The sequence below is a fragment of the Pandoraea sp. LA3 genome (genome assembly GCF_022696215.1).
GTDB lineage: Bacteria > Pseudomonadota > Gammaproteobacteria > Burkholderiales > Burkholderiaceae > Pandoraea > Pandoraea capi.
In genome coordinates this window covers 36,403-48,897 of sequence record NZ_PTPY01000035.1, presented here as the reverse complement: position 1 = coordinate 48,897, position 12,495 = coordinate 36,403, and the positions used below count along the sequence as shown (strand labels likewise).

The window sequence follows — 12,495 nt, the reverse complement described above, 5'->3', positions numbered from 1 at the left end:
TAATTGGGGACTTATGCGGCGCTGCCAACGCCATTGCCAACGCTAATGACGGTGACCCTCGGCGCTTTAAGCGAACGGTATTTACGCGCTGTCTGCTCGATCGTCTCCCACTGGTCGCGGGCAGACGAACACGCGTAGCCGAACTTCTCGCGCACGCGATTCGACGCCTCGGCCAGCGCCCGATCCGCCGCGTCGAGAAAATCGTCGAGCGGATACTCACCGGGGCGCAGGAAATCGCGAACGACGCTCGACGGCGAATAGCAGCGCATTTCGACATCGTCCGGCCACTTGATGGTGAAATAGGTCACGGGCATGAGGCCTCCCTCGGCAAGCCAGTCTGTGTGGCATAAGGTTGTATCGCCCGGCGGTCGGCCGGCACGATGAACGGTTGCGTATCGAACTCCCACACAGTTTCGCAATCGCCCTGCCAGTGCAGGTCGACGCGATGCCCGGCGCGAAACCCGCCGATGTCCGCGCAGGCAATGTCGCGATCCGCGAATCGCTTGGCGACATGCGGGACATCCGCCTCACGCACCGCAAGCAGATAGCCAAAGCTCGGGAACACTTCGAGCCACCGCGCCATGGACACGCCGGCCGGCAGTGGCAGCCGTGCCAGATTGATGTCGACACCGACTCGCGAACATTCGGCGAGCATCATTGCGGTGCCGACGATGCCGGCCATGCTGATGTCTTTCGCCGCGCAGCACAGCCCGTCCTCGGCGATGTCGGCGAGCACAGCCAGATCGCCGCGCAGGCGTTGCGCGGGAGCCTGCGTAGCCGCATTCCAATAGGGATATGGCTCGACGAACGCGCCCCGCAAGTCGACCGCCATGAGCAACCTGTCGCCGGGCCGTGCGGCGAAACTCGAGAGCAACCGGCGAGCGCGTCCGAGAATGGCAACAGCGAGTTGCGTGTGATCGCTGCGCGCATTGCTGTGCCCCCCGACGATAGGCACCCCCAACTGGTGCGACGCTGCGGCCATGCCGGCCAACACTTCGCGCGCCGGCTCCACACCCTGACTCCAGATCACGTCGACCACGGCAAGGGGACGTCCGCCCATCGCACAGACGTCGCTCACGTTGACCAGCACCGCGCAATATCCGGCGAACCAGGGCATGGCGTCGATGAGATCGCGCACCATGCCTTCGGCGGCCAGCAGCAGATAGCCGTCGCCGTCGGGAATCGCTGCGCAGTCGTCTCCGGCCGCCATGACCGCCGACCGATCGGCGTTGCCCGCCAGTGCGGCGAGCATCGGGGCAATATCTGTCTTGTGCGCCAGACCACGGCTTGCTCGCACGCATCGGACGATTTCGGTCAGGGTCATGCTGCCCTCCGCTGTTCGATGGCAAAGCCGACATAAGGGGTATGACATGGCGCGTAGCAGGTCAAATCGGCCTGCATGAGGTGATGCTCGCGCCCGAAGCACACGACCTCTTCCAGCGTTCGCCAATGCAGACGGCGAAACAGCGGCGCGTTCTGTGCCTGCACGTTGGCGAGAAACGTGTGGCAACCCAACGCGTGCGCGCTACTCACGGCGAGCATGATCAGCGTGGCGCCGATGCGGCCGTGCCGCCGGAAATCGCGCCGTACGGCCAGGCGCGAGCCGTGCCAGCAATTCGTGTCGTGCGTCGCGCGATGAATCCGTACCGTGCCGACCACGTAAGGTGCCACGCTCCCGTCATCGACCACGGCCACTAGAAGCTGCGCGTGCTCGTCGATTTCGTCGCGGTCGTCGGTCTGGAAGACGCCCTGCTCTTCGCAAAACACGTCGCGCCGGATGGCATGCGCTTGCGCGACTTCCCACGGATGCCTGGCCCAACGAACCACGATGTCGTTGATGGCGGGCATTTCACGATCGGGGGCGGCGGGATTCATGCGGCCACCCGGGAGACGTTTTCGAACGAGGACAACGACGAGCAGGCACCGCACTTTCCGCAGCCCGCCTTGATGTCCGACGAGCGCATTCCAGCCTCGCGGATCATGTCGCCCAGTGGGCCGAGAATCGATTGCATGAAGGCCGGCGTGGGCGCCGGATGGTCCTCAAGCGGTGTGCCCGAGATCGGCACGAACGGCACCACGAACGGGTAGACCCCCAAAGCGAGCAGCTTGCTCGACATCTCCAGAATGGTTTGCGCGGAGTCGCCGAGTCCGGCGAGAAGATAGGTGCTCACCTGCCCACGACCGAACACCTTCACTGCCGCTTCGAACGCCTGCATGTAACGTGCGACCGGGACAGCCGCCTTGCCCGGCATGACGCGTGCGCGTTGCGCGTCGCCAATCACTTCGAGATGCATGCCGAGCGTGTCGACGCCGGCGTCGCGCAAGCGCATGAACCAGACATCGTCATCCGGCGGTTCGCATTGCGCCTGTATCGGCAAATCCACGGCACGCCGGATGGCGCGTGCGCTTTCGCACAGAATCGCCGCGCCACGGTCCGGCGTTGACGGCGTACCGGTGGTGAGCACCATATGTCGTACCTTGTCGAGCAGCACGGCCGCCCGCGCCACTTCCGCGAGCTGTTCGGGACGCTTGTGAGCGATGGTTCGCCCCGCGGCAAGCGACTGGCCGATCGCGCAGAACTTGCATGCCCTCTTGCGGCTTTCGTAGCGAATGCACGTCTGCAACACCGTCGTCGCCAGCACATCGGTGCCGTGCAGCGTTGCGATATGGGAGTACGGCACACCGTCGAGCGTCTGTAATGCATAGAAGCGCGGCGTTTTGGCGAACGACACGTTCGCGATCGGAATGGCACCTCGTCTGAGCACACTCGTGCCGGAGGCGTCCGGCTCGGAGACGACAAGCTCCGACTGGGACGCCGCGTGAGTGTGTACCGGCACCATCAGCGTGACACCGTCGATGACGAGCGCCTTGTGGTCGGACGGCCCGGCGCCGCCACGGCGCGTGAGGCCTGCCGCCGAAGGCGAGGCCAGCCGCAGTCCGCTGGACTGAAGTTCAGTCAAGAGTTGCAGGTTCGAATCCGGCGAGGTGTCGTTGGTCGTCATGGTGGGCACTCCCGAAAGGGGCGACGGGTGCATCGTCGAGGGAAAAAGCAGGGGTGGCGGGTCGCTCGTTGACCGCGAGGCTAAGCAACTCGGGGCGCGCATAGTGGCCGACCGAGTCCATCATCCGTTTGCGCTTGGTGATCAGGGACATGTCCAGATCGGCAACGACCATGCCTTCGCCCTCTCGGAGCGGCGGGGCGAGATGCTGGCCTTCTGGGGACACGATCGCCGTGTTGCTGCCGCCGCGAAGCGCCTTTTGCAGTTTCGGGTCCGGCGTGATCGATGTGATCTGCGCGTCGGTCAGCCAGCCGGTCGCGTTGACCACGAAACAGCCGGCTTCGAGGGCATGGTGGCGGATCGTCACTTCGATCTGATCGGCAAAGATCGGTCCGACCAGCGAACCCGGGAACTGGCTGCAATGGATTTGCTCGTGCTGGACCATTAGCGCGTATCGCGCGAGCGGGTTGTAGTGCTCCCAGCAAGCGAGCGCACCGACGCGGCCGACTGCCGTTTGCGCCACCTGGAGGCCGGCAGCGTCGCCTTGCCCCCAGATCATTCGCTCGTGAAAGGTCGGCGTGAGTTTGCGGCGCTTAACCTTCAGTTGGCCGTCGGCGTCATAGATCAGTTGCGTGTTGTACAGGCTGCCGTGATCGCGCTCGTTCACGCCGACCACGACGACCATGCCATGCTGGCGAGCCAGGGCGGCAATGGCGTCGGTCACCGGCCCGGGCACCACCACCGCCTGCTCGTACAACCGCATGTGTTCGGCCCCGGATTGCACCGGCGGCAGCACGAACGAGAAGTAGGGGTAGTAAGGCAGAAACGTCTCCGGAAAGACGATCAGTTGCACCCCTGTGCGCGCCGCAGACGTGATGGCCTCGCAAACGCGGGCCAGCGTGCCGGCCCCCGAAGCGAGGTCCGGCGCGATCTGCACGGCTGCAACACGGACGCTGCCGGGCGCCGCTTGTGCGGTGCTCGGCGCTTGGGTCGGTTGGATCGACATGTGGATGCGCGCCCCGTTCTCAGACCGTCCAGGTGTCGATGATCAGCGCATCGGACTTGCGATGCAGCAGCTTGAGATCGAGCACGTCGAGCGGATTGATCGGACGCACGCCCTCGATGAGCGACGCCTCACCGTGGCCGTACAGCGCCTGCAACGCGAATCGGCAGGCATACACCTTGCCGCCCTCGGCCATGAACTTGATGAGCTGATTGTTGAAGTTCAGATGTCCGGGAAACGCCTCTGCGCCAAGCGTGGGGAACCCGCGTTGCACGCCCAGCATGACGCCCGGGCCATACAGCAGGATCGAGGTCTCGAAGCCCTTGCGCTGCAAGCGCGTAGCCTGAAGCATGTTGACGAAGCCGATCGACCCTTCGAAGGCGACTGTGTGGAACGTGACGAGCGCTTTCTCGCCGGGCTCGGCTTTGACGTCCTCGAACACCTTCTCTTCGTAGTCGACGAGATAGTCACCGGTCTTGTGGGCGGGCGTGGTGATGGCGGGCATTGCGAAACTCCATGGTGGTTGAGGTGTGCCGACCGTCGGGCCGACATGCCTTCTTTCGCAACGGTCGTGCCATCACCACGGACACCTCATGCAATCAATTGCCAATCAATTCACAACGACGGCAATGATTACCCCATGAAAATTCTTGTTCGCCCCGTGTGCGCACCGTCCCTCACGGACACGGCGCTGCGCTCCGGACCCCGCATTTTCCCCACGAACGGGCGCAACAACCTGATTCGGTGCACGTACGCATCATTTCGGATCATTCGATGCAATCAGGCACAACCAATTGTTTATTTTTCATCGCACACACTGACTAGAATGATCTGACGCCGCGCATGCGAGGCGTGCTGCCCGCCGGCACTCCGGCGCCTTCCACCCGCGCCCCACCTGCGAGCCCGCCATGTCTAATCTCACCGCACACTGGCTAAAGCGCCTGTCCGAGAGTGCAAAGCCGGTATATCAAACGATTCCCGATCTGATTGAAGAAGACGTGGCGAGCGGGCGCTTGAGGCCACGCGATCGATTGCCTGCGCTGCGCGATCTTTCCGAAGCACTCAACGTCAATTACACGACGCTCGCACGCGGATATGCCGAGGCGCGCAAGCGCGGGCTGATCGATTCGCGAGCGGGCAGCGGATCGTATGTTCGCGGGCGGGCGCCCGCGGTCCCTCTGCGCGCGGGGACCGCGCTGGAAATGACGATGAACATGCCGCCCGAGCCGCCGGGCATGGCCGAGCGGCTGGCAGCATCGGCCGCAGAGATATTCGGCAGCAGCGATCCATACTCGCTGCTTCGCTATCAGGACTTCGGCGGCTCTCAGTACGAGCGGACCATGGCAAGCCAGTGGTTGCGCCATACGGTGCCGAACCACCGCTCCGATGCCCTACTCGTTTGTCCCAGCATTCACAGCGCGCTCGTAGCGCTGCTACTCCGGCTCGTGAGGCCGGGCGAAACGATTTGCACGGACTGTGTCGCATATCCGGGGCTCAAGGCCATCGTCAATCAGCTCGGCATGCGGCTGTCTCCGCTTCCGGGAGACGACGAAGGACTCGATGCCAACGCCTTCGAAGCGTTGTGCAAGGTGCGCAAGCCAAGTGTGCTGTATTGCAACCCCACCCTACAGAACCCGACCACACGCACCTTGTCGCAGAACAGGCGCGAGCACATCGCGGACATTGCGCTTCGCTACAACGTACCGATCATCGAGGACGATGCCTACGGAATGTTGCCGTTACAGCCGCCGAACGCCTTAGCCACGCTCGCCCCGGAGTTGACCTACTACGTGACGGGCATGTCGAAGTGCTTCGGTGCAGGCCTGCGTATCGCCTACGTGGTTGCGCCGAACGCGCGCCATGCCGAGCGTCTGGCGGGTGCGATGCGCGCCACGACCGTCATGGCAAGTCCTTACATGTCGCATCTGAGCGCGTACTGGATCGAGAACGGCGTGGCGGGCGACATGCTGTCGGCCATCCGTGCCGAATGCGAAGTGCGCCATCATCTCGCCGAACGTGTTTTCGAGGGAAGACGTTTCGAAGCGTCGAAGGATTGTTTCCATCTATGGCTGGAAGTCCCCTCAGACGCCGGATGGAGCGCCTCGGAACTGGCCGCGCATTTGCGAACGAAGCAGATCGGTGTTGTCTCCGGCGCGGCGTTCTCGACGGACGGCAACCCGCCCAACACCGTGCGCATCTGCCTGGGCGGCCCCAGCGATGCACTCGCGATGGAGGAGTCGCTGCAAATCGTCGCCGATATGCTCGATCACCCCGACCATCTACATTCACCGATGTTGTAACGACGCGGGCGTGCGCACTTCGTCTGCGCCACCGGTCGCTTCACGCCCTCGGCAGTGGATGTAGGGTGCATGAATGCATTTCGACGATACACGTATGAGAGAGCGAGTATCGCCGGGTACAGAGGAAAAAAATAAGCGCCCAGTCGCTTAAATTATTCAATTGCCCGACGCATGTCGCCAACTCCAGAATGACGTCCTGCAGGCCCCGATACAAAAGGGCACAGAACGTACGTTTCAGGAGACATGTATGCAATTAGTCCGCAGAAAAAACCGCATTTCGGCAATCTCTGCCGCCGTTATAGTCATTCTTTTTGGCGGGTTCGTCGCGATGTTCACATTCGGTCGCGACATCCTGGCCCAGCCGTTCATCCCGGGCGTGCCATGGAGCGCCGTCGCCGAACCGCTGCTGATCGTCGCATCCCTGTTGATCAGTGTGGGCTACGTGCTCGCGATCGGCCGCATCGAGCGAGCCGAGCATGTGCGTGGAGAAGCGTGATGAGCGCAGTACATACCAACTGGGTGGCGCTCTTTTGCTTCTTCGCCTTCCTGCTTGTCACCATCGGCGTTACCGTTTTCGCATCACGCAAGAAGCAGTCGGCTAGCGAGTTCTTCAACGCAGGCGGGCAAATCGGCGCCGGACAGAATGCGCTGGCCATGGCCGGAGAATTCCTCAGCGCCGCAGCGCTGCTCGGCATGACGGGTGCGCTGGCGTTGACGGGATTCGACGCGATTCTTTACAGCATCTGCGTCGTGGGGAGCTGGCCGCTGATTCTCTTCGGGCTGGCCCAACCGATCAAGCGCCTTGGCACCTTCACATTGACGGACGTCATTGCCTGGCGCCTGTCGAAGCGGCCAGTGCGCATCGCCGTGGTCGTCGCCAGTATCCCCATCGTGTTGTTCTATCTGATCACGCAACTGATCGCAGCGGGCGGACTGGTGAATCTGATTTTCGGTCTGCCATTTTTCCCAGCCGTGGCGGCGGTCGGCGCCATCATGCTCTGCTATGTGCTATTCGGCGGCATGCGGGCAACCACATGGGTGCAGATCATCAAGGCGGTATTGCTGCTCGGCGGAGCCATTATCCTCACGGCTCTCGTCTTGTCGAAATTCCACTTTAGCGTGCTTGAGATGTTCCGTGCCGTGTCTTCGACCTATGGCATCGATACGCTCGCACCGCGCCCGAGTCATGGCATCGCCCGTTGGGACACCATCTCGCTTTCTCTCGCCATGACGCTTGGCGCGTTGGGCATGCCTCAGATCCTCACGCGATTCCTCACCGTCGGCTCGCCGCTAGAGGCCAGGCGCTCCGCGCTTTACTGCACCGGCATCGTCGGCATCTTTCACATCATGGTGTTATTGCTGGGCTTCGGTTGTCTCGCGCTGCTTGGCCGGCAGGCAATTGCCGCAAACGGCGGCGGCGGCAACATGGCGGTGCCGCTGCTAAGCCAGATGCTCGGAGGCGACGGCTTCTTTGGCTATATCTGCGCGGTCTCGTTCTCCACGACGCTCGCCGTCGTCGCGGGACTCACGTTGTCGGCCGCAACCACATTCGCACACGACATATGGGCCGGCGTGGTACGTCGCGGCCATACGGCCAACGAAGCGCGTGTCGCGAAAATCGCCGCGACCGTCATCTCGGTGGCCGCCGTACTGCTGGCACTCGCCTTCGAGCATCAGAACGTGGCATTCATGGTCGGCCTGAGCTACTCGATAGCCGCATCGGCCAACTTCCCCGTCCTTGCCCTCGCGTTGTTCTGGCGTCGGCTCACGACGGCAGGCGCGGTGTGGGGCATCGCGGTGGGTGCCAGTGCATCGGTACTTTTGATCCTGTTTTCTCCGACCGTGCAAATCGATGTCCTGCACCGAAGCGCCGCAGAGTTCGCGCAACACTGGTGGAGCTTCCCCATGAAGAACCCGGCGCTCTTCTCTGTCCCCCTTTCGTTTATCGCCGCCATCGCCGCGTCGCTCTTGCGCCCGGAGCACAGCGCCGAATCCGGCTTCGACGACATGCAACGAACGCTTGGCAATCTCCCTCAGCGTCCCGCGATTCGGATAGACGACGAGTTGGCAATCCCTGCCCCCCAGACGCATTGAACTCACTTACGCATATGCAGAAACAGGCTTCCCCGCGCGCGAATCGCGCAAAACCCAAGTCATCCATCTCCGGATTCGTGTCGGGTTTGACGGTGCAGACCGCCTCCCCCGAAATCATCGAGATGTGTGGCGCCGCTGGACTCGATTTCGTCTGGATCGATGCCGAACACGGTTCGTTCGATTTGGAGAAGGCCGTCGACATGTTCCGCGCGGCCGAAGCACACGGTGTCACGCCATTGCTGCGCGTGCCGTCTCTCGATGCCGCGTCGGTCATGCGAGCGCTCGACGCCGGTGCGATGGGGATCATCGTGCCCAATGTGTCGAGCGCCGAACAGGCGCGCGCCGCCGTAGAATTCGCGCGTTATCGCGTGAACGGTCGCGGAACTCGCGGCGCCTGCCCAAGCACACGTGCGGCAGGTTATCTCACAGACGACTGGGCATCGTTCGTGCGCTGGTCCAACGAAAACACGACCGTATGGGCACTGATAGAGACTGCAGAAGGAATTCGCAACATCGATGAGATTCTGGCTGTGGAAGGACTCGACGCGATTGCACTCGGTCCCTTCGATCTGTCTCATGAACTCGGACTGTACGGGCAGCCATTCCATCCGGAAGTGACGCAGCAGTTCGACGCCGTGGTGGAAAAGGCCAGGGCTAGCAACGTTCCTGTCGTCGCGACCCTGTTTGCTGCAACCGCGCAGGGCATTCGCGAAGAACGCGATCACTGGCTCGGGAAAGGGGTGCGTCTGTTTAGTATCGGTGCGGATCGTGCGGTTTTCTCACGTGCGTTGCGCGAACGGACCCGCGCGATGCATGCCTCGCTCTCGCCGGATGGTGCGGACTAAGTGGCACCGGTCGGATGGTATGGCTCACGAGATTGCCGTCGGTGTAGTATCTGCGGGTAGCTTGCCGACGACAGCCCGCCATGAAATATGCCATCCCTCCGATTCATTGCCTGACGGCGTTCGAGGCCGTGGCGCGCCTTCGCAGCCTCAGCCGCGCCGCCGACGAACTGAATGTCTCGACAAGCGCTGTCAGTCACCGGTTGCGACAGCTTCAGGAGGGACTCGGCTTTCGGCTGTTCTCAGGGGCACAGGGTGAGTACAAGCTAAGCACGAAAGGCACCGAATACCTGGGCGTCGTGAAGGTGTGCCTGGCCTCGCTCAACCACTTCCCGCTGGAGACAGCCCGCACGGCGACGCGCTCGACATTGCGGATCGCCTCGCCCCCCAGCTTCGCGCGCTACCTGCTGGTCGAGCGCCTGCCGGAATTCCTTCGCCAACACCCCAGACTAACCGCTTCGTTACAGATTTCCGTTCCGTTAGTCGGGCTGAAATCGGACGATGCGGATGTCGAGATTCGGTTTGGCGACGGTCACTATGAGGGGCAGGACACGGTGCCATTGCTTCACGAGCCGGTTTTTCCGGTATGCAGCCCCAACTATTTGTCTCAGCACGGTCCGTTTCCCGATCCCACCCGTTTGGCAAACGCCACGTTGCTGCGCAGCACGCTGGAGCCGTGGCGCCCCTGGTTCGACATTGCCGGACTTGACCGGCCGGAGCCTGCGGCCGCCGTTGACTATTTCGACATGGGCCTACTGCTTCAGGCCTGCGTAAACGGGCAAGGCATCGCACTCGCACGCCAGACCATCGTCGCCGATTATCTGAAGAGCGGCGCGCTCGTGCGTCTGTCCGAATTAAGTGCGATGCCCCCCTATGGCTACTATGCGACGATGCTGCCGGAAAACGCATCCCGGCCGGAAGTCGCGAGCTTCATTGCATGGCTAAAGGAGACGTTCGGCAACGTATCGCAATAGCCCTTCCACCCGGGCCGCATGACAAGAGCACTCCTCCGCCGCTCAACATCGTACGACAGTGGGCAGCGGCCCCTCATCAAGGTGGCCGCGCTCGCCCCCCCGCGCTGACCAAAATGGACTGGAACAGCGACGCCCTTTATGACCCTGTGCCGGTGACGATCTGCTATCCCATGGTCGCTCTCAAGACAAGCCGCGTGTAGCCGATAAGAAGATATCAATTAAAAAAGCGGGGAGTCATGTTTGTCTTAAAGATTCTAGCCGGCGCAATAATGATCTTGGGCCTCCCATTTGCCACTGTATATGCGGTAAATCTGACCGCAAAAACGTTGGCTCCGGCATTCCTATTCCTATTTCGAATTACCAGAACCTTAGGTGAGCGGCATCACCTGCCGGGAAAGTTCAACCGGGTGACAATTCAGGTTGCACAGTTTTTCTCTGTGCCCGGGATGGTTGTAGGGCAGACGGCCCTGGCGCTGCTTAGCGCATGGATTACAGCTCACTACATATCCGAAACCGACATTTTCAACGTGCTTTGGCAATTGACCCTGCTAGGGTTAATGCCGCTTGCTTGGCTAGCTATCGCACTCTGTGGGAGCAGGAAGGTACTTCAAGCCCTAGATTGCCCGTTCTGCGTCGTTATCCGGTGGGCGCTCTTGCTCATTCTCGTATGGATCGCGCATGCACACACGGCCGACGATCTCGCGCTTCTGTTCGGTCCGGCCGCGTCCCGCTTGCCGGTAGCTTCTGCTCTTGGAGCATTTCTCCGGGCGATCGGATACCTCGCGTTGCCAACAGCATTCTTGATGCTTTCATGTCAGATTCTAATGATGGTCGCGTTCGGCACTGTTTCTATCGGAAAGCTTCAGGTGCTCGGTCGACGCAGATTCGTCGCGCCGTTTATTTCCGCAGTATCTCTGCTATCTGTAACGGTATGGAATAGCGCGCAGTTCGTATTGGTCACGTCCCCTCTGGAGCGGTTGCTTGTAGCCCAGGTGGCGTTTGAAAACGATATGTTGAGCGAGGAGGCCTGCAATGGAAAAAATACTGCTCGACGGGTGGTCTATTTTGACGGCGATCAGTCCCGCGCGTTTGTATTCTCACCACAACGCAGCAAGGGCGAGGCAAAGAAGAGGAATGAAGCTATACGGGAACTCAAGACCGACGACGTGAAAGCGCTGATTCCGACGTACCAGGGCGTTATCGCTTGCCACTGGCCAGCCAAAACGTCCGCTGATTCTGGCTGAAAGGGGGCTTAGAATGCGGTGGGCATGAGGAACAATCGCTTTGAGCCGGCGTCGATATTGAGGGTGGGGGCGACGATAGAAACTATGTCGCCCCCGCGTGCCCAGATCAAACGTTTATCAGTCGAAGGCCGAGATATTCGTTGCGTTTCTTCCTGCGCTTTTGTTCCAGTCCGAGGCTAACCATACGGGCTCTGAAGAACACTGGTATAGGCCTGCTCCCGACCCGGAACGGCCCTCCAGGGGAGCGGCGATGGCGCTCCCCTGGATGCCTCAATGAGGCTGACAGATGCAGATCACTGAGCTTTTGTTCTCAATGTCCTCGCGCCGTTCGTACAAAAACAGTATCGAAGGAGTTTATCGTGCTTAGTAGTCTGCCGGCGCTTATCGGCGATGTTTTCAGTTGCTTTTCGCTTCCCGGTGGCGGAGTGGCTGGCGAAGCGTTGAAGGCGCTCTTTCGTAAGCGTATCGACGATGCGCAGGAAATCATGCTGACCGCCATTTCGCGTGGCGACATCCGATTTAGTGAGACAGACGCGGAAGAGTCGGTTGCGATTGTCTACCGCTACCTACGTGCGGCGCAAGAAGGTGCCGCTCGGGTCAATCTGCGGTTGCTTGCGCAGGTATTCTGCGGTCAAGCGCGGCTTGGCCTGATTAAGGCGGACGAATTCCTGTACTACGCCGATGTTCTTACACCTTTACGCCGTGATGAGATTCTTTTGCTGGGCAGTATTCTTCGGTATTGGAATGAGGCCATTGAGGAGGAGCCAATACAGCGCATGCGAAGCGCTACCGTAAGGTCACAGGAGGCACTCATTCCGAAGGTCTTCGACGATCATGCAGAGTTCCGCGCTGTCGCAGATGGGATGAGGCGAACCGGTTTTTTCAGCACCCAAGCAACTGCGGGCGGCGGAGACCTTTTGGGGCCGTCCCCTGTTCTTATGCGTCTTGCGCGTCTCACAGACTTTGAAGCTGTCGTTGGCTAGTTGTTCTTGAATCGACACAGGGAACCGCGGACGTTAAGGCCGAGCCACGAACCGTG

Annotated in this window: 13 protein-coding genes; 7 read left to right on the top strand and 6 right to left on the bottom strand. The window is 61.3% G+C overall.

What is annotated here, in order from left to right; all coding sequences use genetic code 11:
* Nucleotides 1–11 precede the first annotated feature (11 nt).
* Genes C5N93_RS15485 through C5N93_RS15460 form a run of 6 tightly spaced genes read right to left on the bottom strand, consistent with a single transcriptional unit; the run spans nucleotide 12 to nucleotide 4,507 of the window.
* Entirely contained in the window at nucleotides 12–314 is a 303-nt protein-coding gene (locus C5N93_RS15485; RefSeq protein WP_242559961.1) for an MSMEG_0570 family nitrogen starvation response protein, read from the bottom strand.
* Nucleotides 305–1,324, bottom strand: a complete 1,020-nt coding sequence (locus tag C5N93_RS15480; protein WP_242559960.1) for a sll0787 family AIR synthase-like protein — start codon at nucleotides 1,322–1,324, stop codon at nucleotides 305–307. The genes C5N93_RS15485 and C5N93_RS15480 overlap by 10 nt, the downstream gene beginning before the upstream one ends.
* A complete protein-coding gene (locus C5N93_RS15475) occupies nucleotides 1,321–1,875 on the bottom strand; it encodes an MSMEG_0567/Sll0786 family nitrogen starvation N-acetyltransferase (protein WP_242559959.1) in 555 nt (184 codons plus the stop codon). The genes C5N93_RS15480 and C5N93_RS15475 overlap by 4 nt, the downstream gene beginning before the upstream one ends.
* Nucleotides 1,872–3,002, bottom strand: coding sequence for an MSMEG_0568 family radical SAM protein (locus tag C5N93_RS15470; protein WP_242559958.1), 1,131 nt, complete (start codon nucleotides 3,000–3,002; stop codon nucleotides 1,872–1,874). Before C5N93_RS15470 ends, C5N93_RS15475 begins: the two co-directional genes overlap by 4 nt.
* The gene (locus C5N93_RS15465) at nucleotides 2,953–4,005 is read right to left on the bottom strand and encodes a Nit6803 family nitrilase (RefSeq protein WP_242559957.1); all 1,053 of its coding nucleotides are present in this window, start codon (nucleotides 4,003–4,005) and stop codon (nucleotides 2,953–2,955) included. Before C5N93_RS15465 ends, C5N93_RS15470 begins: the two co-directional genes overlap by 50 nt.
* Nucleotides 4,006–4,024: 19 nt before the next feature.
* Nucleotides 4,025–4,507: an MSMEG_0572/Sll0783 family nitrogen starvation response protein gene (locus C5N93_RS15460; RefSeq protein WP_242559956.1), complete on the bottom strand. Its 483-nt coding sequence runs from the start codon at nucleotides 4,505–4,507 to the stop codon at nucleotides 4,025–4,027.
* A gap of 403 nt (nucleotides 4,508–4,910) precedes the next feature.
* On the opposite strand from C5N93_RS15460, the gene C5N93_RS15455 reads away from it, so the two are divergent.
* From C5N93_RS15455 to C5N93_RS15425, 7 genes are all read left to right on the top strand, one after another.
* Complete coding sequence (locus C5N93_RS15455; protein ID WP_242559955.1) at nucleotides 4,911–6,302, top strand: PLP-dependent aminotransferase family protein; 1,392 nt, start codon at nucleotides 4,911–4,913, stop codon at nucleotides 6,300–6,302.
* Between the two features lie 247 nt (nucleotides 6,303–6,549).
* The gene (locus C5N93_RS15450) at nucleotides 6,550–6,798 is read left to right on the top strand and encodes a DUF485 domain-containing protein (protein WP_242559954.1); all 249 of its coding nucleotides are present in this window, start codon (nucleotides 6,550–6,552) and stop codon (nucleotides 6,796–6,798) included.
* Nucleotides 6,798–8,396, top strand: coding sequence for a cation acetate symporter (locus C5N93_RS15445; protein WP_242559953.1), 1,599 nt, complete (start codon nucleotides 6,798–6,800; stop codon nucleotides 8,394–8,396). The genes C5N93_RS15450 and C5N93_RS15445 overlap by 1 nt, the downstream gene beginning before the upstream one ends.
* Nucleotides 8,397–8,488: 92 nt before the next feature.
* On the top strand, nucleotides 8,489–9,241 hold the full coding sequence (locus C5N93_RS15440; RefSeq protein ID WP_242560422.1) for an aldolase/citrate lyase family protein: 753 nt from the start codon (nucleotides 8,489–8,491) through the stop codon (nucleotides 9,239–9,241).
* Between the two features lie 80 nt (nucleotides 9,242–9,321).
* Nucleotides 9,322–10,212: a LysR substrate-binding domain-containing protein gene (locus tag C5N93_RS15435; protein ID WP_242559952.1), complete on the top strand. Its 891-nt coding sequence runs from the start codon at nucleotides 9,322–9,324 to the stop codon at nucleotides 10,210–10,212.
* A gap of 269 nt (nucleotides 10,213–10,481) precedes the next feature.
* Nucleotides 10,482–11,456, top strand: coding sequence for a hypothetical protein (locus C5N93_RS15430; RefSeq protein WP_242559951.1), 975 nt, complete (start codon nucleotides 10,482–10,484; stop codon nucleotides 11,454–11,456).
* Nucleotides 11,457–11,815: 359 nt separating this feature from the next.
* A complete protein-coding gene (locus C5N93_RS15425) occupies nucleotides 11,816–12,439 on the top strand; it encodes a hypothetical protein (RefSeq protein WP_242559950.1) in 624 nt (207 codons plus the stop codon).
* Nucleotides 12,440–12,495: the final 56 nt, after the last annotated feature.

Excerpts from the sequence above, each read along its gene's own strand:
- C5N93_RS15485 (WP_242559961.1), bottom strand. The coding sequence starts at position 314 with ATGCCCGTGACCTATTTCACCATCAAGTGGCCGGACGATGTCGAAATG.
- C5N93_RS15480 (WP_242559960.1), bottom strand. The coding sequence starts at position 1,324 with ATGACCCTGACCGAAATCGTCCGATGCGTGCGAGCAAGCCGTGGTCTG.
- C5N93_RS15475 (WP_242559959.1), bottom strand. The coding sequence starts at position 1,875 with ATGAATCCCGCCGCCCCCGATCGTGAAATGCCCGCCATCAACGACATC.
- C5N93_RS15470 (WP_242559958.1), bottom strand. The coding sequence starts at position 3,002 with ATGACGACCAACGACACCTCGCCGGATTCGAACCTGCAACTCTTGACT.
- C5N93_RS15465 (WP_242559957.1), bottom strand. The coding sequence starts at position 4,005 with ATGTCGATCCAACCGACCCAAGCGCCGAGCACCGCACAAGCGGCGCCC.
- C5N93_RS15460 (WP_242559956.1), bottom strand. The coding sequence starts at position 4,507 with ATGCCCGCCATCACCACGCCCGCCCACAAGACCGGTGACTATCTCGTC.
- C5N93_RS15455 (WP_242559955.1), top strand. The coding sequence starts at position 4,911 with ATGTCTAATCTCACCGCACACTGGCTAAAGCGCCTGTCCGAGAGTGCA.
- C5N93_RS15450 (WP_242559954.1), top strand. The coding sequence starts at position 6,550 with ATGCAATTAGTCCGCAGAAAAAACCGCATTTCGGCAATCTCTGCCGCC.
- C5N93_RS15445 (WP_242559953.1), top strand. The coding sequence starts at position 6,798 with ATGAGCGCAGTACATACCAACTGGGTGGCGCTCTTTTGCTTCTTCGCC.
- C5N93_RS15435 (WP_242559952.1), top strand. The coding sequence starts at position 9,322 with ATGAAATATGCCATCCCTCCGATTCATTGCCTGACGGCGTTCGAGGCC.
- C5N93_RS15430 (WP_242559951.1), top strand. The coding sequence starts at position 10,482 with ATGATCTTGGGCCTCCCATTTGCCACTGTATATGCGGTAAATCTGACC.